Origin of the sequence: Nocardia sp. NPDC004604, from assembly GCF_040609795.1 — a bacterium.
Lineage (GTDB): Bacteria > Actinomycetota > Actinomycetes > Mycobacteriales > Mycobacteriaceae > Nocardia.
Genome location: NZ_JBEXLC010000016.1, coordinates 54,648 through 73,927, shown reverse-complemented (window position 1 = coordinate 73,927; position 19,280 = coordinate 54,648). Strand labels below are relative to the sequence as shown.

General features: G+C 64.8%; 21 protein-coding genes. 14 read left to right on the top strand and 7 right to left on the bottom strand.

Annotated features, from left to right (window positions below; genetic code table 11):
• Complete coding sequence (locus ABZW16_RS08835; RefSeq protein ID WP_354953768.1) at nucleotides 1-1,386, top strand: amidase; 1,386 nt, start codon at nucleotides 1-3, stop codon at nucleotides 1,384-1,386.
• Between the two features lie 4 nt (nucleotides 1,387-1,390).
• Here ABZW16_RS08835 and ABZW16_RS08830 read toward each other — a convergent pair whose 3' ends face one another.
• Nucleotides 1,391-1,885, bottom strand: a complete 495-nt coding sequence (locus tag ABZW16_RS08830; protein ID WP_354953738.1) for a DUF3830 family protein — start codon at nucleotides 1,883-1,885, stop codon at nucleotides 1,391-1,393.
• A gap of 16 nt (nucleotides 1,886-1,901) precedes the next feature.
• Entirely contained in the window at nucleotides 1,902-3,149 is a 1,248-nt protein-coding gene (locus ABZW16_RS08825; protein WP_354953736.1) for an aminotransferase class III-fold pyridoxal phosphate-dependent enzyme, read from the bottom strand.
• A gap of 129 nt (nucleotides 3,150-3,278) precedes the next feature.
• Between ABZW16_RS08825 and ABZW16_RS08820 the strand changes: the two genes are divergently transcribed.
• The 7 genes from ABZW16_RS08820 to ABZW16_RS08790 all read left to right on the top strand — a co-directional run bounded on the left by ABZW16_RS08820 (nucleotide 3,279) and on the right by ABZW16_RS08790 (nucleotide 9,853).
• Entirely contained in the window at nucleotides 3,279-4,751 is a 1,473-nt protein-coding gene (locus tag ABZW16_RS08820; RefSeq protein ID WP_354953734.1) for an NAD-dependent succinate-semialdehyde dehydrogenase, read from the top strand.
• The gene (locus ABZW16_RS08815; protein WP_354953732.1) at nucleotides 4,748-5,857 is read left to right on the top strand and encodes a tartrate dehydrogenase; all 1,110 of its coding nucleotides are present in this window, start codon (nucleotides 4,748-4,750) and stop codon (nucleotides 5,855-5,857) included. The genes ABZW16_RS08820 and ABZW16_RS08815 overlap by 4 nt, the downstream gene beginning before the upstream one ends.
• 178 nt (nucleotides 5,858-6,035) lie before the next feature.
• Nucleotides 6,036-6,923: an ectoine/hydroxyectoine ABC transporter substrate-binding protein EhuB gene (gene ehuB / locus ABZW16_RS08810; protein WP_354953730.1), complete on the top strand. Its 888-nt coding sequence runs from the start codon at nucleotides 6,036-6,038 to the stop codon at nucleotides 6,921-6,923.
• A gap of 4 nt (nucleotides 6,924-6,927) precedes the next feature.
• Complete coding sequence (locus tag ABZW16_RS08805; protein WP_354953728.1) at nucleotides 6,928-7,653, top strand: amino acid ABC transporter permease; 726 nt, start codon at nucleotides 6,928-6,930, stop codon at nucleotides 7,651-7,653.
• The gene (ehuD, locus tag ABZW16_RS08800; protein ID WP_354953726.1) at nucleotides 7,653-8,321 is read left to right on the top strand and encodes an ectoine/hydroxyectoine ABC transporter permease subunit EhuD; all 669 of its coding nucleotides are present in this window, start codon (nucleotides 7,653-7,655) and stop codon (nucleotides 8,319-8,321) included. Before ABZW16_RS08805 ends, ehuD begins: the two co-directional genes overlap by 1 nt.
• Before the next feature lie 4 nt (nucleotides 8,322-8,325).
• Complete coding sequence (gene ehuA, locus ABZW16_RS08795) at nucleotides 8,326-9,090, top strand: ectoine/hydroxyectoine ABC transporter ATP-binding protein EhuA (protein ID WP_354953766.1); 765 nt, start codon at nucleotides 8,326-8,328, stop codon at nucleotides 9,088-9,090.
• Nucleotides 9,091-9,115: 25 nt separating this feature from the next.
• On the top strand, nucleotides 9,116-9,853 hold the full coding sequence (locus ABZW16_RS08790) for a glutamine amidotransferase (RefSeq protein WP_354953724.1): 738 nt from the start codon (nucleotides 9,116-9,118) through the stop codon (nucleotides 9,851-9,853).
• A gap of 113 nt (nucleotides 9,854-9,966) precedes the next feature.
• On the opposite strand, the gene ABZW16_RS08785 is transcribed toward ABZW16_RS08790, so the two are convergent.
• From ABZW16_RS08785 to ABZW16_RS08765, 5 genes are all read right to left on the bottom strand, one after another.
• Nucleotides 9,967-10,209: a phosphopantetheine-binding protein gene (locus ABZW16_RS08785; RefSeq protein WP_354953722.1), complete on the bottom strand. Its 243-nt coding sequence runs from the start codon at nucleotides 10,207-10,209 to the stop codon at nucleotides 9,967-9,969.
• Nucleotides 10,210-11,253: 1,044 nt separating this feature from the next.
• A complete protein-coding gene (locus ABZW16_RS08780; RefSeq protein WP_354953721.1) occupies nucleotides 11,254-11,760 on the bottom strand; it encodes an SRPBCC family protein in 507 nt (168 codons plus the stop codon).
• Complete coding sequence (locus ABZW16_RS08775; protein WP_354953719.1) at nucleotides 11,760-12,071, bottom strand: EthD family reductase; 312 nt, start codon at nucleotides 12,069-12,071, stop codon at nucleotides 11,760-11,762. The genes ABZW16_RS08780 and ABZW16_RS08775 overlap by 1 nt, the downstream gene beginning before the upstream one ends.
• 33 nt (nucleotides 12,072-12,104) lie before the next feature.
• A complete protein-coding gene (locus tag ABZW16_RS08770; protein ID WP_354953717.1) occupies nucleotides 12,105-13,115 on the bottom strand; it encodes a sigma-70 family RNA polymerase sigma factor in 1,011 nt (336 codons plus the stop codon).
• A gap of 187 nt (nucleotides 13,116-13,302) precedes the next feature.
• The gene (locus tag ABZW16_RS08765) at nucleotides 13,303-13,428 is read right to left on the bottom strand and encodes a hypothetical protein (RefSeq protein WP_354953715.1); all 126 of its coding nucleotides are present in this window, start codon (nucleotides 13,426-13,428) and stop codon (nucleotides 13,303-13,305) included.
• A 120-nt stretch (nucleotides 13,429-13,548) separates the two neighbouring features.
• On the opposite strand from ABZW16_RS08765, the gene ABZW16_RS08760 reads away from it, so the two are divergent.
• The 6 genes from ABZW16_RS08760 (at nucleotide 13,549) to ABZW16_RS08735 (ending at nucleotide 19,221) form a co-directional block, all read left to right on the top strand.
• On the top strand, nucleotides 13,549-13,956 hold the full coding sequence (locus ABZW16_RS08760; RefSeq protein WP_354953713.1) for a hypothetical protein: 408 nt from the start codon (nucleotides 13,549-13,551) through the stop codon (nucleotides 13,954-13,956).
• 8 nt (nucleotides 13,957-13,964) lie between these two features.
• Nucleotides 13,965-14,531: a class IV adenylate cyclase gene (gene cyaB / locus ABZW16_RS08755; protein WP_354953711.1), complete on the top strand. Its 567-nt coding sequence runs from the start codon at nucleotides 13,965-13,967 to the stop codon at nucleotides 14,529-14,531.
• A gap of 248 nt (nucleotides 14,532-14,779) precedes the next feature.
• On the top strand, nucleotides 14,780-15,364 hold the full coding sequence (locus tag ABZW16_RS08750) for a hypothetical protein (RefSeq protein ID WP_354953709.1): 585 nt from the start codon (nucleotides 14,780-14,782) through the stop codon (nucleotides 15,362-15,364).
• A 621-nt stretch (nucleotides 15,365-15,985) separates the two neighbouring features.
• Nucleotides 15,986-16,444, top strand: a complete 459-nt coding sequence (locus ABZW16_RS08745; protein WP_354953707.1) for an NAD(P)-binding domain-containing protein — start codon at nucleotides 15,986-15,988, stop codon at nucleotides 16,442-16,444.
• 316 nt (nucleotides 16,445-16,760) lie between these two features.
• Nucleotides 16,761-17,990, top strand: a complete 1,230-nt coding sequence (locus ABZW16_RS08740; RefSeq protein WP_354953764.1) for a cytochrome P450 — start codon at nucleotides 16,761-16,763, stop codon at nucleotides 17,988-17,990.
• Between the two features lie 10 nt (nucleotides 17,991-18,000).
• Nucleotides 18,001-19,221 carry a cytochrome P450 gene (locus ABZW16_RS08735; protein WP_354953705.1) on the top strand — a complete coding sequence of 407 codons (1,221 nt, stop codon included), beginning with the start codon at nucleotides 18,001-18,003 and terminating at the stop codon, nucleotides 19,219-19,221.
• Nucleotides 19,222-19,280: the final 59 nt, after the last annotated feature.

Sequence of the window (19,280 nt, the reverse complement as noted above, 5' to 3'; positions counted from 1 at the left end):
ATCAACAGCAGCACCCGCCCGGCCGAGATGACCGCCGTCGAGTTGGTCTCGGCCTACGCGGCCGGCACCCTCTCGCCGGTCGAGGCGACCGAGGCGATCCTGGAGGCGATCGCGGCGCGTGACGGCGAGCTGAACGCCTTCTGCCTGGTCGATCCCGATCGTGCACTGGTACAGGCCAAAGATTCACAGGCGCGCTGGAATTCGGGCTACGCACGCGGGCTGCTCGACGGTGTGCCGATCTCGATCAAGGACATCTTCCTGACCGAGGGCTGGCCCACCCGGCGCGGCAGCACATCGGTCGATCCGCGGGGGCCATGGCAGGTGGACAGCCCGGTCGTGGCCCGGCTGCGCGAGGACGGCATGGTCTTCCTCGGGAAGACGACGACGCCCGAAATCGCCTGGAAGGCGGTCACCGACAGCCCGCTGACCGGTATCACCCGCAACCCCGCCGATCCGGCGACCACCTCGGGCGGCTCCTCGGGTGGCAGTGCGGCCGCGGTGGCGGCGGGCCTGGGGCCGGTTTCGGTCGGCACCGATGGCGGCGGCAGCATTCGCATTCCGGCCGCGTTCTGCGGCATTGTCGGCTTCAAACCGACGCACGGCCGGGTGCCGCTGTACCCGGCGAGTCCGTTCGGTCCGCTCGCGCATGCGGGGCCGATGACCAGGACGGTCGAGGATGCCGCACTGCTGATGGACATTCTGTCGCTGCCCGATCCGCGCGATCCGACCGCGCTACCGCCCACGGTGACCACCTTCCGCGGCCAGATGTCGCGCGAGGTGCGCGGGCTCACCGTCGCCTATTCGCCGACCCTTGGTTATGCCCAGGTCGATCCGGAGGTCGCCGCGGTGGTGGATGCGGCGCTGCGGCGATTGGCCGAGGCCGAGCTACGGGTCGTCGAGACGGATCCGGACTTCGCGGATCCGCGCGAGGCGTTCGAGGTGCTGTGGGCCGCCGGTGCGGCCACCATGCTGGCCAAGTTCCCGGACGGTGCGCGCGAACAGGTGGACCAGGGGCTGCGCGCGGTCTGGGAGCGCGGCGAATCCATCAGTGCCGTCGACTATCTCGACGCCCGCGATGTCGCCGCCCGACTCGGCATCGCCATGGGCGCGTTCCACAGCACCTACGATGTGCTGATCACGCCGACGATGCCGATCACCGCATTCGAGGCGGGCCACGACGTCCCGCCGGGCAGCGGCCTGGACAGTTGGCCGCAGTGGACGCCGTTCACCTATCCGTTCAATATGACCCAGCAACCCGCGATCAGCATTCCCGCGGGCACCACCGCCGCCGGGCTGCCTGTCGGACTGCAGATCGTCGGGCCGCGCCATTCCGACGATCTGGTCCTGGCTGTCGCCCGCTACGCCGAGTACGTCCTGGGGTCGTAGCCGGTCAGGCGCGGGCGAATGCCAGGGTTTCGCCCTGGACGCCGTGCAGCCAGAGGGCGTTGCAGGCGTCCGCAATATCGGTCAGCCCCGTCTCGATGGTGGCGAAGACATTTCCGGGTACCCAGCCGAGGTCGCCATTGATGAGCAGATTGTTGCGGCCGTAGAACAGCGCGAGATCGGTGGCGCCCTGCTCGTGGTGCGCCGCCGTGCCCGGCTCGTAGCCGTAGGCCGGGTTGCCGATCTCCCACGGTTCGAAATCGAATAGGCAGACATCGCCCGGAATGGGTGTGACGGTGGGGTTTTCCCGATGTGGTGCCGCGGCGATCCGTGGCACCAGCGTGTACACCTCATTGCGGGCGTACTTGGCGTGGAAGGCGTCGCCCTCCCGCGGCAGGGCATCCCAGACCGCGGCGCAGGTCTGCGGCGCCTCGGCGTCGAGCAGTCGGGCGCGGCAGCTCACGCCCGCCTTGGTCAGTGTGATGGTGATGTAGCGGGGCATCGGTGTGGTCTCCTGGTCATCCGGGGAGTTCGGCGAGAACGGTGGACCAGATCGCGAGCGCATCGTCGATCTGAGCATCGGTCACGATCAGCGGCGGAATCATTCGCACCACATTCATATGCGCACCGCAGGTGAGCAGCAGCAGGCCCTTATCGACCGCGAGCCGCTGCGCCGCTGCGGCCGTCGCGGTATCGGGTTCGCCTGTCGCGGTGGTGAATTCGGCGGCGCAGAGCAGTCCGAGGCCGCGTACATCGCCGATCGCCTTGGTGGCGCTAGCGCGCAGTCCGGTCAGCAGTTGCGCACCGCGTGCGGCGGCGTTGTCCACCAAATGCTCCGATTCGATCACCTCGAGTGTGGCGATCGCCGCCGCACAGGACACCGCATTGCCGCCGTAGGTTCCGCCCTGGGATCCCGGCCACGCCTTGCTCATCAGCTCCCGTGACGCCGCGATGCCGGATAGCGGGAATCCGCTGGCCAGGCCCTTCGCGATGGTGATGATATCGGGGCGGACGTCGAAGTGCTGATGTCCGAAGAACTTTCCGGTCCGGCCGAAACCGGTCTGGATCTCGTCGAAGACGAGCAGGATGCCGTGCCGGTCCGCGCGCTCGCGCAGTCCGCGGAAGAACGTGCTGTTGCCCGGGACGTATCCGCCCTCACCGAGCATCGGTTCGACGACGAACGCGGCGGTATCGGCGGGGGAGGTGACGGTGGCGAAGAGGTAGTCCAGTTCGCGCAGCGCGAAGGCGGTGGCCTCGGCCTCGGTCCAGCCGTAGCGGTACGCGGTCGGGAACGGTGCGACGTGCACACCGGACATGAGCGGACTGAATCCGGCGGAGAAGCGGGTGCCCGAGGTCGTCATGGTCGCGGCCGCGACGGTGCGGCCGTGGAATCCGCCGTGGAAGACAATGAGATTCGGCCGTCCGGTCGCCTGACGGACCAGGCGCAGCGCGGCCTCGACCGCCTCGCTGCCGGAGTTGGCGAAGAACAGCGTATCCAGGCCCTCCGGCAGTACGGTGGCCAGCCGCTCGGTGAGTTCGAGCAGCGGACGGTGCATGACGGTGGTGTATTGGCCGTGGATCAGGCTGGCCACCTGTGCCTGGGCCGCCGCGACCACATGGGGGTGGCAGTGTCCGGTGCTGGTCACGCCGATACCCGCGGTGAAGTCGAGATAGCGGCGGCCGTCGGTGGCGTAGAGATAGCAGCCCGATCCGTGGTCGACGACTACCGGGGTGGCCTGCTTGAGAACGGGGGATAGCTCGGTCATGGTGATCCGCCTCCCGGGGCGTGCATCCGCTGATGTCTATTGTCGGATTGTTGACAATATGCATAACATGAGCGCGGGGGTCGCAGCAATGGCCGGAGGCTGCGTCATGACGGAAAAGGAGCCCGCGCCATGCTCATCCAGACCACCCTGACCGCGGCCGAACGCGCCGCGATCGATACGGTGCCGACGGGTCTGTTCATCGGTGGACGGTGGCGCGCCGCGTCGGGCACGCTGCCGGTGACCGATCCGGCGACCGGGCAGTTGCTCTGTACGGTGGCCGATGCCGATCCGGATGCCGGGCTGGACGCCCTGGCCGCGGCCGATCGGGCGCAGGCGGACTGGGCGCGGACGTCGCCGAGGCAGCGCAGCGACATTCTCATGCGCGCGCACCGGGCGCTGCTCGCCGATACCGAACGACTCGCGCTGATCATGACGCTGGAAATGGGTAAGCCACTGGCCGAGGCGCGCGGTGAGATCGCCTATGCGGCAGAGTTTTTCCGCTGGTTCGCCGAGGAGGCGGTACGCCTCGACGGCGGGTATATGCCCGCCCCGGCGGGCGATTCGCGCTTCCTGGTGACCAGAGCGCCGGTCGGTCCCAGCCTGCTCATCACGCCGTGGAACTTCCCGCTGGCCATGGGCACCCGCAAGATCGGTCCCGCACTGGCCGCCGGATGCACCTGTGTGGTGAAACCCGCTGAGCAGACGCCACTTTCGATGCTGGCGCTGGCCGACATCCTGGACCAGGCCGGTGTGCCAGCCGGTGTCGTCAATGTGATCACCACCGCCGACCCGGGGGCGGTGATGACACCGCTGATTCTGGACAGCCGTTCGCGCAAGCTGTCGTTCACCGGTTCCACCGCCGTCGGCAAGCTACTGCTCGAACAGTGCGCGCGGACGGTCATGCGCACGTCGATGGAACTCGGTGGCAATGCGCCGTTCATCGTGTTCGACGACGCGGATCTCGACGAGGCCGTCGCGGGCGCGCTCGCCGCGAAGATGCGCAATATCGGGCAGGCGTGCACCGCGGCGAATCGAATCTTCGTGCAGCGCAGCATCGCTGACGAATTCGCCGCCCGGCTCACCGACCGGCTGGCGGCGCTGCCGATGGGGCGGGGAACCGAGCCGGGAGTCGTCGTCGGTCCGCTGATCGATGCCGACGCGGTGGCGAAGGTGGTGCGTTTGGTCGCCGACGCCGTCCGCCGCGGCGCCACGGTGCGCATCGGCGGTGCGCCGCCGGACGGGCCGGGGAACTTCTATCCCGCGACGGTATTGACCGGAGTGTCGGATGACGCCGAGATGTGCCGGACCGAAATCTTCGGTCCGGTAGCGGCGATCGGTACCTTCGATACCGAGGCCGAGGTCATCGCGCGGGCCAACAACACACCGTATGGATTGGTGGGCTATGTCTTCACCGAGAATCTGCGGCGCGGACTGCGGGTGTGTGAGGCGCTGGAAACCGGCATGGTCGGGCTGAATCAGGGGGTCGTATCGAATCCCGCAGCGCCATTCGGCGGTGTGAAGGAATCGGGGTTGGGCCGGGAGGGCGGACTGATCGGAATCGATGAATTCCTGGAGACCAAGTACATCGGAGTGCGGTTGTGACGGCGGAATCGCTGCGCGACGGCGGTGGGCGCTATCGCATCGCGACCATTCCCGGTGACGGCATCGGCGTCGATGTCACCGCCGAGGCCGTCGGGGTGCTCGACGCGGTGCTGCCGGGTATCGAATGGACCGAATTCGACTGGTCCTGTGCGAACTACCTGCGCACCGGAACGATGATGCCCGCGGATGCGCCCGAGCAACTGGCCGGATTCGACGCGATTCTGCTCGGTGCGGTCGGCTTTCCCGGTGTGCCCGACCATATTTCGCTGTGGGGGTTGCTCATTCCGCTGCGCCGAGCGTTCGGCCAGTACGTCAACCTGCGTCCGGTGCGGCTGCTGCCCGGCACCGAATCGGCCTTGCGTGACCGTAGCGCCGAGGATCTGGACATTCTGATCGTGCGCGAGAACTCCGAGGGCGAATACTCCGCGATCGGGGGCATGCACCATCCGGGTCGCCGGGACGAATTCGTACGGCAGGAAGCCATTTTCACGCGGGTCGGCTGTGAACGGATCATTCGCTACGCCTTCGAACGCGCCGCCGAGCGCGACGGCCGATTGTGCTCGGCCACCAAATCGAATGGCCTACTGCATTCGATGCCGTACTGGGACAGCATATTCGAGCGAATCGCCGCCGAGTTTCCGCAGGTGGCGACCAGGCAGATGCATGTCGACGCGCTGGCCGCCGAAATCGTGCTGCATCCGGATCGGCTCGATGTGATCGTCGGGTCGAATCTGTTCGGCGATATCCTGTCCGATCTCGCCGCCGCGGTGACCGGTGGGCTCGGCCTCGCGCCATCGGGCAATATCAATCCCGAGCGGACGGCGCCGTCGATGTTCGAGGCGGTGCACGGCAGCGCGCCCGATATTGCCGGGCAGGGCATCGCGAATCCGGTCGCGCAGATCCTTGCCGGGGCAATGCTGCTGGCGCATTTGGGTGAGCACAGCGCCGCCGCCGCGGTGGATCGCGCGGTCTGCGATGTGTTGCGCGAAGGTCGCATTCGCACACCGGATCTCGGGGGCACCGCGACGACCAGCGAGTTCGGCAGTGTGATCGCGCGCCGCGCGGCGGAATTGGTGAAGACCGGTTCGGTGCTGGCGGAACCCTAGATCTGTCCTGCGGATGTGGTTCTGTCCTGGTGTACGGCAACAGTTTTCGCAAATATCCGACCTGAAGCAAGTAGAACTTCACCGGAATCGTCATGTGACCGCAAAGAAGTCGAACGGACGATCGCAAAGTTCATTCGCAACCATGGATCGACTCGCGTGTCTGCGGAAGGACGGGGTCATGAGGATCGAATTCGGGGGTGCGCGCAGTCAGTTGCGTCGCGCCTTGGCGGCTGCGGTGGCCGCGGCCAGCCTGGTGGTGGTAGCGGGCTGTGGTCTGGGCGGCGACGATGCGGCGGCGGTGACCTATGAGGACGCGAAATCGTCCGGCAAGATCAAGGTCGGCTTCGCCAATGAGGCGCCGTGGGCCTTTCTCGGCGCGGACGGTCAGCTGACCGGATATGCGCCGACCGTCGCCCGCGCGGTATTGCAGAAGCTCGGTATCAATGAAATCGAGGGTGTGGTCACCGATTTCGATGGACTGATCGACGGCGTCCGGGCGAAGAACTACGCATTTGTCGCGGCCGGGATGTTCATCAACCCGAAGCGGTGCCAGAGCTCGGCGTTCGCCATGCCCGACTATCAGGTGGGTTCGGCATTCCTGGTGCCGGAGGGCAATCCGCGCAATATCAGCCGCTTCGAGGACATCACGCGGGAGAACGTCCGGATCGCCACCCTCGGTGGTGCCGTCGAGAACGGCTATGCCCAAAGCTCCGGCGTGCCATCGCAACTCGTCGAGCCGATGGCCAAACAGGACGACATCCTGCGTGCGGTGCGCAATAAGGATGTGTATGGCGCGGCGATGCTCGACGTCACCGCCTCCTGGCTGGTGAAGAACAATCCGGACGCCCAACTGCAGGTCGGCCCGTCCTTCCGATTCGGCAGCCGTCCGGATGTGGGCACCTTCAACTTCCGCATCGGCGACGATAAATTCCGCGAGGACTTCAACCGCGAACTGCGCGCACTGCACGAAAGCGGCGAATGGCTGAAGCTGGTCGAGCCGTTCGGTCTGACCAAGGCCAACGAGGCGGACCCGGCCGCGACCGCCGAACAGTACTGTACGGCTTGACCTCGTGTCGTCGCATTTCTCGACCTACCTCGAGCGGGTACTCCAGGGTCTTCCTTTCACGCTGTGGGCGGCGGTCGGCGGTATCGCGCTGACCGTCGTGCTGTCCTTCGCCGCCGGTATCGCGATGCTGTCGCCGTCACTGCCGGTGCGGTTCGTCACGCGCATTTATGTCGAGGGATTCCGGGGCAGCTCGGAAGTGGTGCAGCTGTTCTTCTTCGCGGTGGCGATACCGATCTTCTTCGGGGTATCGCTGGGCGCGACGGCGAAGGGGCTGCTGGTCATCGGCATTATCGTGCTCGGTCTCAACCACGGTGCCTACGGCGCCGAAATCGTGCGGGGCGCTATCGGATCCGTGCCCAAGTCGCAGGTCGAGGCCGCGATAGCGCTGAATCTGTCACCATCGCAACGCATGTGGCGGGTGATTCTGCCGCAGGCGGTAGTGGAGATGTTGCCGTCGTTCAATAATCTGTTCATCCAGTTGGTGAAAGCGACTGCGCTGCTGAGCTTCATCGCGGTGCCCGAGGTGTTCAAAAAGGCCGATGAACTGCGTGCGGTACCCGCGTTCTCTCGCGAGCTCGGTGTCATCTACGCGATCCAGTTGGTGGTGTATCTGCTCATCGCGGTGGTCGTCACGGTGATCATGCGGGTGCTGGAGCGACTGGCGGCGCGGCGGGTCGGGCGGCGGCCGAAGCGGTCGAGCATCGGACTTTCGACGCGGGCGGAGGTCTGATGGAGAAATGGCGGTGGGACCGCTTTTTCGATGCCTTTCCCTTCATCTGGGACGGGCTGCTCGTCACCATCGAGTACACCCTGCTCGGATCGGTGGTCGCATATGTGCTCGGTCTGATTTTCGCGGTGCTGCGGCGGCTGCGGATTCCGGTGGTCGATCAGCTGTTGTGGGCGTTCATCGAATTCATTCGCAGCACACCGCTTTTGGTGCAGATCTTCGTGCTCTACTGGGTGGTGCGGCCGGATCTGCTCGGTGGACTGTCCGTCGACACCCAACGTCTGCTGGTCGGTGTGACCGCGCTCGGCGTGCACTATGCCTGCTACACCTCGGAGGTATTCCGCGCTGGCATCGACGCAGTGCCCGCAGCGCAATGGGAGGCGGCCACGGCCTTGAATCTGCCGCGCACCCGCACCTGGATCGATGTGATTCTCCCGCAGGCGGTGCCGCGGGTGCTGCCCGCGCTCGGCAATTACACGATCGCCATGTTCAAAGAGGTGCCGCTGTTGTCCTCGATCGTCATCCTCGACATGGTCTATCAGGTCAAAACCGAGTATGCCGCCGATACCGGTGGCGCCGGCCCCGAGGCCTGGTTCGCGGCCGGTCTGACCTTTCTCGCACTGAGCTATCCGTGCTCGATCCTGGTACGAAAGTTGGAACGACGTGTCTGAACCGATGATCCGGTTCACCGGTGTGGAAAAGCGCTATGGCGCGACGGTGTGCCTGGACGGACTCGATTTCTCCATTGCGCCAGGCGAATTCGTCACCTTGATCGGACCGTCCGGCTCGGGCAAAACCACAATTCTGCGCCTGCTGATGGCGCTCGAACGAATAGACGCCGGGACCATCGAGGTCGGCGGCGAGTTCCTGAGCCACCAGCAGCGCGGCGGCAAACTGGTGCCCGCCGGTACGGCGCACCTACGCCGGATGCGGCGCAAGATCGGCATGGTATTCCAGCAGTTCAATCTCTTCCCGAATATGACCGTCCTGCGCAATATCACCGAGGGGCCGATCCGCGGTCTCGGCGAATCGAAGGACGCCGCCGAGGAGCGGGCGCGGAAGCTACTCGAACTGGTCGGGCTCACCGACAAAATCGATGCCCGCCCCGCCCACCTATCGGGCGGCCAGCAGCAGCGAGTCGCCATTGCGCGGGCACTGGCCATGGAACCGGAGGTGCTCCTGCTCGACGAGGTGACCTCGGCGCTCGATCCGGAACTGGTAACCGGAGTACTGCACCTGCTAGCGGATATCGCGGCCGATACCGAGATCACATTCCTCTGCGTCACCCACGAAATGCGTTTCGCTCGTAGGGTTTCCGATCGCGTCATGATGTTCGACGCCGGTCGGGTACTCGAGGACGGCGAGCCGGAGAAGATCTTCACCGATCCCGAGCAGGACCGAACCCGTGAATTCTTACAGGCGGTGTTGGATGAAAACTGACACCCGATATTCCACAATCTGATACATGACCAAGCCGTGTCTAGTCCTGCAGCTACGACCCGAGCGAGCGGCCGCGGACGATGAATACCGCGCGATGCTGCGCGCCGCCGACCTCGATGTGGGCGACACGGTGCGGGTGCTGATGGATCAGGATATGCCCGATATCGAGCTGGACGATTTCTCGGCGGTCATCGTCGGCGGCGGGCCGAGCAATGTCAGTAGCCCCGATGCCGAGAAATACGGGTACCAGCGGAAATTCGAGCCCAGGCTGAAGAAACTGATGACCGAGATCGTCGGCCGCGATTTCCCGTATCTGGGCGCCTGCTATGGATTGGGCATCCTGGCGGATGTGCTCGGCGGCCGGGTGAGCGAGCAGCGATACGGCGAGCCGGTCGGGGCGCAGACCATCGAAGTGACCGAGCAGGGCCGCGTCGACCCGCTGCTACAGGGTGTCGGGCGGTCGTTCCGGGCGTTTGTCGGGCATAAGGAAGCCTGCCAGGACGTCCCACCCGGTGCGGTGCTGCTGGCCGGGTCCGCCGATTGCCCGGTGCAGATGATCCGCGTCGGCCAGCATGTGTACGCCACCCAATTCCATCCCGAGCTGGACGGTGACGGACTCGCGCTGCGCATCGAAATCTACCGGCATGCGGGCTATTTCGAACCGCATGAGGCCGAGGACCTGATCGCGCTCGGTCATCAGGAATCGGTCACCGTCCCGGGCGAGATCCTGCACCGATTCAGCGCGCGATACTGCCGCGGCTAGGGTTCACCACCTGCTCCGCCAACATTCGTCCGATCTCTTGGAGCACCTAGGGCGTGATCAGCTGATCGTGGGTGGCGGCGAGCAGGCATTGCCGTGCCTATCGCGACGCTCGGTCACGGCGTACCCGCGGTGCTGCCCGCAATGCGCTCGGCCAGCCCGGCAACGGTCGGATCGGCGAAAATCGCAGGTACCGCGACATCGGCGTCCAGCGCCTCACCGAGCAGCCGGACCACCCGTGCCGCGCTCAGTGAGTTGCCGCCGAGGGCGAAGAAGTCGTCGTTCAGCCCGATGTGATCGGCGGGCAGCCCGAGCACATCCGCGTATGCGGCGGCGACGACTCGCTCGGTCCACGTCACCGGTGGACGGAACTTCACCTGGACTGGACGCACCCGTGTAGTGGGCGCCGCAGCTCCTGCTCGGTGATCTGTACTTGCTGTGCGGTCAGTGGCTGCCTGTGCAAATCGGTCCTGCATTGTTCCTCGCTCGAGCTCTTCCTGGCCGCAGACCACCGGGTGCGGACACCACACTCCCGCAATCGCAGCATTCAGTTCTCACGCGCATCCCATACCGACTCCGATGTCGGCATGGTGCTCCGAGGGGGTTGGCTATCCCCAACCGGACCCAGGCGCCCGCCCTGTGCGGACGGAGCCCAACTACGTTCAACTTTCGATCGAACTATTACCGATCTTGTGTTACAGATCGCTCGATAATCAAGGTTCGGCGTGTTCGGATTCGGTTAACAATGCTGCGGTCCGCGGTCTCTATAGTGCCTGCTCCGATGCCGACCCCGTTTCTGCCGCGAACGTGGCTTTCGCGGCGCATCACGCCGATCGGTACGCGCAGACTTGGCCACCGCAGCGCCGGACTTTCGAACGCCTGCGCCATGAGCTCTACCACTATCCGGCCGCCGACCCGGCTCCTGCCGGGCCGTAAAGGGCGCAGCCTGACCTGGGCCCAGGTATCGCCGGACGATACGTCGTAACCTCATCGGATTCGGCACCGGTCAGGTCATCTTCCATGGGCGGATCGTACCGTTCCGCGGCCCGCCGTGGCCTCGACCCGAGCGTGCGCTAGTTCGGTTGCGCGGCTCGCCATCTCAGCATTCGCACTTCGTCACGCCAAGCCTTGGACCGAGCCTCGTTGAACACGCAAAAAGCGGCCCCCAATATCGAGGCTGGGAGCCGCTTCGGCTTCTGGGCGATGGCCGCACTTAGAAGGCGTTTTGAAACTATGTGTCCGAGGTGGCGAGGCGGCGGGATAGGGTGAAGATCATTGCGAGGTACCAGGGAGTCCACCCCAAACTAGAGCCCGACACGCTCGAGGTGCCATCCGGTCACCGAGTCGCACTCCGGCTTGGCGCAGCTCGCTGTCGACGCTAGGAGGTTCACCCGCGACGGATGTCAGTGTGCCGATTGTCGTGTGAAGTATCGGCTGTATCCCGCGAACATGGATCGGTAGATGTCCGCGAACCAGGCTGCCGTAGCCGAACTGGCATCCGGTTGTGTCGCGTCGAATGTCGATGCGATGTGTACCACACAACCTCCGTCGGCTAGATCGTCGACATACGTAGTGGCGACGTATCCTACGACGTGCTGATTGTCAGCCTTGATGTAGTGGATTCGCCGTGTTTCGTCGTTCTGGTAAAAGATCGTTTCCTCGACGACTCCGCCGTCGCTCAACACCATTCGCCGGGTACGGGGTACCGATCCCGGTGCGCCGACCAACTCGCAACTGATCAGTTGGGGGCCTTCGAGTCCACCTTCTTCGGCCGGCAGCCACCAGCGCGACATACCGGCCCAATCGCAGATCAGCTCCCAGACTTGCTGCGCGGGCGCGGATATCTCTATCGAGTCGTGTAGTGCTACCCGGCCGCTTCCGCGGTGGTTGGGTGAGCCGTCGATTTCCATCAGTGGATTACTTCCTCGAATTCGAAGATCATGCTGCGAAGCATGTCGGGCTTGGTCAGGTTCTCCACGTCGCGCGTGGCCGCCTCACCCTCGGGCGAGGTGAATGCCGCTCTGAGGGCTGCCATGTCGTCCCACTCCAAGGACGCGACCCAGAAGTACGGCTCACCACGACCCGGTGTTGGCGAGTGACCGAAGGCGAACCGGCGCAGTCCAGGCGGCACCTTGATCAGCGGAATGTGTGACTCGCGGTAGTGCCGCTCGAATGCATCGGGGTCCTCGGGTGTTGCGTACAGCACGAGGTAGCGGACCATGTCTCGTTCATCCTTTCGGGTTGTGGATCGGTCTCAGACGCCCGCGATGGGCAGGGTTCGGGGCATGCCGAACCGGGGGAACAGGCCGGTGTCGAGGAAAGCGGTGAGTTGAGCGATTCGGGTGCCATCCAGCGTCAGCACCGTGATCCCATGTGCGTGGGCTATGCCTGCGTGGTGATCTCGCAGATAACGCGCGAATGCCGGCTGGCCGTTGGCTCGGGTGGGTATGAGCCGGAATCGCCGTGTGCCGTGCGCGAAGCCCCACTCGGTGAAGAAACCCGCGATGGCGTCAGGGCCCTGGTATTCCTGTGTCAAAGGCGGCATCGAGAATATCGCGTCGTCGGTGAGCAGCTCGACCATCGCTGGTACATCACAACGCTCGAACGCGGCGACGAAGGCGTCGACGACGCGCCGCTCGGCAATAGAATTCGGCAGCACCGGACGCTGGAGTGCCCGCTGCCGGGTCGAGAGTGTCTGTCGGGCTCGTTTCAGTCCACTGGCGACCGCGTCCGACGTCGTGTCAAGCAGGCCCGCGACCTCGTCTCCTCGGTATCCGAGCACATCGCGCAGTACAAGGACGGCCCGTTGGCGAGGCGGCAGCGTTTGCACCGCGGTCACGAACGCCAACGACACGGCTTCACGGCTCTCCAGTAGCGCCTCCGGGCCGGGCTGCGCATCAAATCCCTCTGCCGCGTCCGGGTAGGGCTCCAGCCATGGCACCTCGCACAGCCGGCCCGTCTCGGGAAGCTCGGTCGACGAAGTCGCGGTGACCTCTTGCGCGCGGCGGCTGTGATCGCGCAGGGCGTTCAGGCACCGATTGGTGGCGATCTTGTAGAGCCAGGTACGCAGCGAGGAACTCCCCGCGAAACGGTCCATTCCCCGCCACGCCGCCAACAGCGTCTCCTGAACGAGGTCCTCGGCTTCGGCAACCGAACCGACCAGGCGATAGCAGTGCACCTGCAGTTCTTGCCGGTATGGCCCGGTCAACTCACCGAATGCCTGCGCATCGCCCTGCCGCGCTTGCGTCAGCAAGAAGTCGTCCATCTTCCCGTCCTTACGATCATCGGGCCTATTCATCTCCCACTTGTATAGACACCAACTACCCAGAAAACGGGGCGCGCCGATCTCGCACCGCACTGCCTCGTCCGGCAGGGCTTGGTGCTGTGGGTAGGTGGCGGCTTCGATGCTCTCCGGGTGACGACTCGCGACGAGGCGAATTCCGGCTTCCTGCTCAACGGGCCCGACGCCGGGCGGCCGGGTCGTTGTCGGCGTGGAAGCGCCGCAGTCCTTCGTCGGACACCTGCGCGTTCTCAACCAGGCTGCGCACCGACCGCTGCCCGGACAGCTTCAGCAGCACCGGCGTGGGGCAGCCGCGAAGTTCGCAGCTGGTGCAACGTATGCAGGCCGTCGTCGTAGTGCTCGGTGCGCCGGGTGTCTGGTCGAGTGGACCAAAAAGGTTCTCGCACTGACGATTCAGGTGATCAAACGCACCGATGACATGTCCGGCTTCCACGTCCTGCAGCGCCGTTGGGTTGCGGAAAGAACCCTCGGCTGGATCCTCGAGCACCGCCGATGCGTCTACCTCACCGCCGACGAACTATTGACGGCATTCGCCGTCCAATCAGTGAAGACCGAGGCGGCTATGCCGTCGATCCTCATGCCCGTACAACCGAGCGATGTCTTCGTCCGAGAACGCCACTACTACAACCGGTTCCTCGGCAAGAACCTCGCCAACCCACTCAGCGACGCCAAGCAGATGGTGTTGTTCCAGAACATCCCCGTCACCGACTCCGACGCCCTACAGCAGGCGCTCGGAACCATCCGCCAACATTGCTCCAATCCCAGCATCGCCCGCGTCCACACCGCTATCCACACGAGAGGATGATCCAACCCATGCACTTCATCGAGGTCGAGCGTAAACGCGAACTCCCCGATCCCAGTACCCTCCGCGAGCGGCTCACCGAACTCGGCTACCGCGAGGCCGGACACCTCACCGAAGTTGACACCTATTATAGCCGCCCCGATGTCGACTACATGAAAACCGTTGAGTGCCTTCGTATTCGGCACCGAAACGGGTTCGCCGAAATCACTTACAAGCCCCCGTCAAATGCCAGCACCCACAGCGACGCTGGCGTGATCGCAAAACGCGAAACCAACGTATCTCTCAGTGGTCCAGACCAAGCCGCATCCGCGAACCAACTGCTCGCTGCAATCGGCATGGTCGAACTCGTTCGCGTCGAGAAGGCTCGCACCATCTACGAGCACCCCGAACACGACGACATCATCATCGCTATCGACGCCGTCACCCACGCCGGAACCTTCGTCGAAACCGAGGTCACCGCCGCAGACACCGACGCTGCAACCATCCACCTCGAAGCGGTCGAAACCGAACTCGGCATAGCCGATCACCCGGTCGTCGGCCTGCCCTACCGCGATCTGGTCATGGCTGCCGCCCACTGATAACAACCTGAAGAGATCTTTCCGCACGCACCCTCGCCGCGAACGCGGGAACGGCAGAACCCTCGGTATCAGTCAATCAGTCCCGCGGACATCGGTGGTTCTTACATGTGGGAGTCCTGCGCCGTGCAGGATTCGGTTTCCCGCAATCCTGGAGCCCTGCGCCCGGAGGTGCCCTGCCAGGTCGCATCGCGTGATGTGCGGGGAGCCCAATCAATCCCGCGAAATCTGTTGTGCCGCAAGCTTGTCTCATGGCCGATTGGGTCCGCGTGTCGCCTTGGGCAACCGGGCAAATTGGTATCTTCGGGCAGGTGGTTGGTCTGACGCACCAGGTGGCGGGATGGTTTGCACACGGAGTATGGATCGCCCCCGCAATTTCTCTGGGAAGTGCACTGGTCGCCGTCCAGGCGTACCGCAATGCACGTGCGGTTGCCCGCCGTGATGCGTTTCGGTCCGCTGCGGATCTACATCAGGACCTAACGACCGGTGCTGTGGCCGCCGCGCGCCACGTCGTCGGCGCAAGCCTCTACGGGAACTCTGACGCAAGGTCTCGGGTTCAAGACCAGGTGATGCAGAGCTACTACGTGCTGCTCTGGGGATTCGAGCGGCTTGCGACTGGAGCGGAGGTTCTTCGGAGGGCAAAGTACGCCGAGGCTATCCTTGTCCTGCACGATGCGGTCGAATGGCACGTCATCGAGATCGGCAAGAATATTGCGAAGCTGCACCAGGACAGCGGACTTCGCACTGATGACGTCGAAGCGATCCAACGATTCAAGAAATGTCTACAGACGCTGAAGGCCGTGGGCATCGATGCACAGGTCGATCTAGGCCCCTGAAACTTGCAACCGACCACGCCGATTCGCGGGGGAGCCGGAAGCCCCAGGGTGTCGACCTCGCAGCCGCTCACGCGCCGCTGCTCACCGGCCCAAGGTGGGCACTAAGGAGTGTGTAACCGAGATGTCACCCCCGCCGGTCGGGACGGGTGTGGGTGGTGGTCCGGTCCGGCGGGTCGCGTAGGAGGGCGGCGGTGCGATCCACTCGAGCCGCCGCCCAACTCCGCGCTCCGAAGGGCCGGCTCGCGGCAACGTCCTTTGCCGAATATTCTTTGACCTGAAAGTAGGTCGGCTAACCGTTGCACCATCCCGTAAGCCAGGTGGTCATTCGGTTCATCGCGGCGGCAATACACCCCCTAGTGGCGGCGGGACGTGACCATGTTAGTCGAACGTACTGTCGAACCATGCACCCGAGCAATGACATTCGTATACGACCGTGACCGCTCGGCGCATAGCGAAGACCCCGCCCGGGGTGAGGAGGCCGGGCGGGGTCGGTGTCCCCAACGAACACCGTTGGGCCTTCTTTGCTATCTACTTCGCCGGTGGCATGGGCGGCTGGTTGATGGTGGTTAAGTTCCGGGCCGCCGCACCGCATCGGCCGGAGCTGACATCGGCGCACAAGGAGTGCGTAACCAAGATGCAATTGCCCGCCTGGCCATCTCGGCCGGGCTCGAGGTGGTGCTCAGCAAATCGCGAGACCCTGAGACCCCCGCTAACCTCGTCGCCGACCTGGGCGGCGGAGTTCGACCAGCCGCACCGACCGAAGCGTCGCGCGCCGCAGACCTGGTGGTAGCGGCCATCCCGCGACATCCCCGCTATGGACGTCGAAGCCTTTCTCCGCCGGACCAGCCGAATCCCGGCATCCACGTTGGCGACGCGAATCGCCGAACTCATCGAAACCACGGTCCGCCGCTCTGCAGGCGAAGCCAGGCTCCCGAGTGCCGACCGACTCTGGAGCCCGCTCTCGCTGTAAGCGCTGTGGTCAATAGCAGCTCAACATATTTGCCAGTTGCGGCAAGTTTGCGGGTAGTGCGGGCGGATGCCGCGAGCGTTGGTGGCCGATCGAGAGAGACTTTTAGTTGATACTGCTAACGTTGGCGAGTCGTCGAGTTCTGGGCGGCTGGTAGGGCACCCGGTGATTACGTGTCGAAATCGCCTGTCCTGCAGCTGCCGTGAGGTGACTCCAGTGACCTGCGGTGGCCCGGCCAGGGTTCCGGTTCTCGACGCGGACCTCATGGCCGGGGTCACTTATGGTCGGCGTCGCAAGGAGGGCTGAACTGAGTGCTGTGGCCGCAGGCTGTGTTATCGCCGCGGTGCTTTCATCGATCCTGGCCCCCTTCCTGATTCAACGTCTGGAGTCACGTCTTTGACCACGCCACCGTCTGCCCACATCACGGCGATCGGGGTCTGCCCCGTCCAGCAGGGTTCACCCACCGATGGCGGCGAACCGCGAGTGCTGCTGCACACTCCGGAGTTCGCCGCCGATCCGCATCGCGCCTACCGGGACGCGCGCAGTCAGTACGGTTCGCTGGTTCCGATGGAGTTGGCGCCCGGGGTGTCCGCCACCCTGGTGGTCGGATATCAGACCGCGCTGCGAATTCTCAACGATCCGGAACACTTTCCGGCCGATCCGCGGCACTGGGAAAAGGGGATTCCCGACGATTCGCCGGTCAAGCCGATGATGATGTGGTATCCGAACGCACTGCGCAATGCCGGTGCGGCGCATGCCCGCTATCGGCAGGCATACACCGGAAGTATCGACGGAATCGATCTGCACGCACTGCATTTCACGGTCGAGAAGATCGCCGTGCCGGTGATCAATTCCTTCTGTGCCTCCGGTGCGGCCGACCTGGTCACCCAATACGCGCTGCCGGTCGTATTCGAGGTGCTCAATCGGATGGTCGGCTGCTCGGCGGAACTGGGGCAGCGGGTCGCGACCGGTATGGCGATGCTCTTCGATACCGTCGAGGCCGCCGCCGGTATGGAGATGCTCAGCGCGGCGCTGATGGAGCTGGTACAGCTGCGGCGGGCCGAGCCCGGTGACGATGTCACCTCCCGGATGGCGCATCACCCGTCCAAGCTCGACGACACCGAAATGCTATGCCAGCTGATCAGTTTCTACGGCGCCGGTATCGAACCGATGCAGAACCTGATCACCAACACCCTGTTGCTGATGCTCACCGACGACCGGTTCGGCGGCGATATGCTCGGCGGCAGCCTATCGACCCGCGATGCGCTCGACGAGGTGCTTTTCAACGACCCGCCGATGGCGAACTTCAGCATTACCTACCCGCGCCAGCCGATCCTCATCGACAACACCTGGCTGCCAGCCCATCAGCCGGTCGTCGTCAGCCTATCCGGCTGCAATAACGATCCCGCGATCCGCGGCGGGGATCGCACCGGCAACCGCTCCCATCTGGCGTGGGGCGCCGGACCGCATGCCTGCCCCGCCAAATCCGTTGCCTACCTGGTGGTGCAGGACGCCATCGATCAGCTGCTCGACGCACTCCCCGAAATGGAACTGGCCGTGCCAGCGGACGAATTGACCTGGCGGCCCGGTCCGTTCCACCGAGCCTTGGCGGCGCTGCCGGTCGAATTCCCGAAGTCCCCTCTGTTGCCAGTGTTCTAAGGAGATAACGATGGAGCATGAACCAATAGCCCTGGACCTGACCGGCGCCGATATCCAAGGCGAGAACGAGCGGATCAGGGCGCGTGGGCCGGTCGCGCTGGTTGCCTTGCCCGGCGGTGTGCCCGCATGGTCGGTGACCGATGCCGCCGTGCTCAAGAGCCTGCTCGCCGACCCCCGGGTGTCGAAAGATGCTCGGCAGCACTGGACTTCGTTCATCAACGGCGAGATCGCCCAGGAGTGGCCGCTGCACCCGTGGGTCGCGGTGGACAACATGTTCACCGCCTACGGTGCCGACCACCGCCGCCTGCGCAGGCTGGTCTCGCCCGCGTTCACCCACCGGCGCACCACCGCGCTGCGTCCGCGCATCGAGGCCATCGTCGAGGGGCTGCTCAACGCGCTCGCGGCCACTCCACAGGGCGAAACCGCGGACCTGCGCGAGGGATTCGCGTATCCGGTGCCGATCGAGATCATTACCGAAATGATGGGTGTGCCGGACCATCTCGGCCCTGGCATGCGCACATGCGTCGACGGGTTCTTCGACACCTCGTTCGGGCCCGAGGAAGCACAGGCCAACTACCTCGAGATGTACGGTCTCGTCAGCGAACTCGTGGCCTACCGGCGCGAGACGCCCGGCGACGATGTGACCAGTGTGCTGATCGCCACCCGCGATGAGGATGACGGTTCGCAGCTGAGCGAGAAGGAACTCGTCGATACGCTGATGCTGGTCATCAATGCCGGGCACGAGACCACGGTCAACCTGCTCGACCAGGCGATCTTCGCACTGCTCACCCATCCGCAGCAGCGCGCGGACCTGGTCGAGGGCCGGGTGCCCTGGTCGGATCTGGTCGAGGAGACACTGCGTTACGAGGCGCCGGTCGCGCATCTGCCGCTGCGCTATGCCGTCGACGATATCGAGATCGGCGATATCCGAATCCCCAAGGGCGAGGCCATCCTGGCCTCCTACGCCGCGGCGGGCCGCGACCCGAACCTGCACGGCGCCACTGCCGCCGCATTCGACGTGCACCGGGCCAATAAGGAACATCTGTCCTTCGGTCACGGCGCCCATCACTGCATCGGCGCGCCGCTCGCCCGGCTCGAGGCGACCATCGCGCTTCCGGCCATCTTCGAGCGCTTCCCGAATCTGCGCTTGGCCGTCGACCCGTCGGAATCGGCTCCGGTCGGCAGCTTCATCTCCAACGGACACCGCACACTGCCGGTGTTCCTGGACTAGTTCCGACGCCGAGTGGGGTGCCGCATCGGCACCCCGCCTGGCAACGCTGCCCGGGGTAC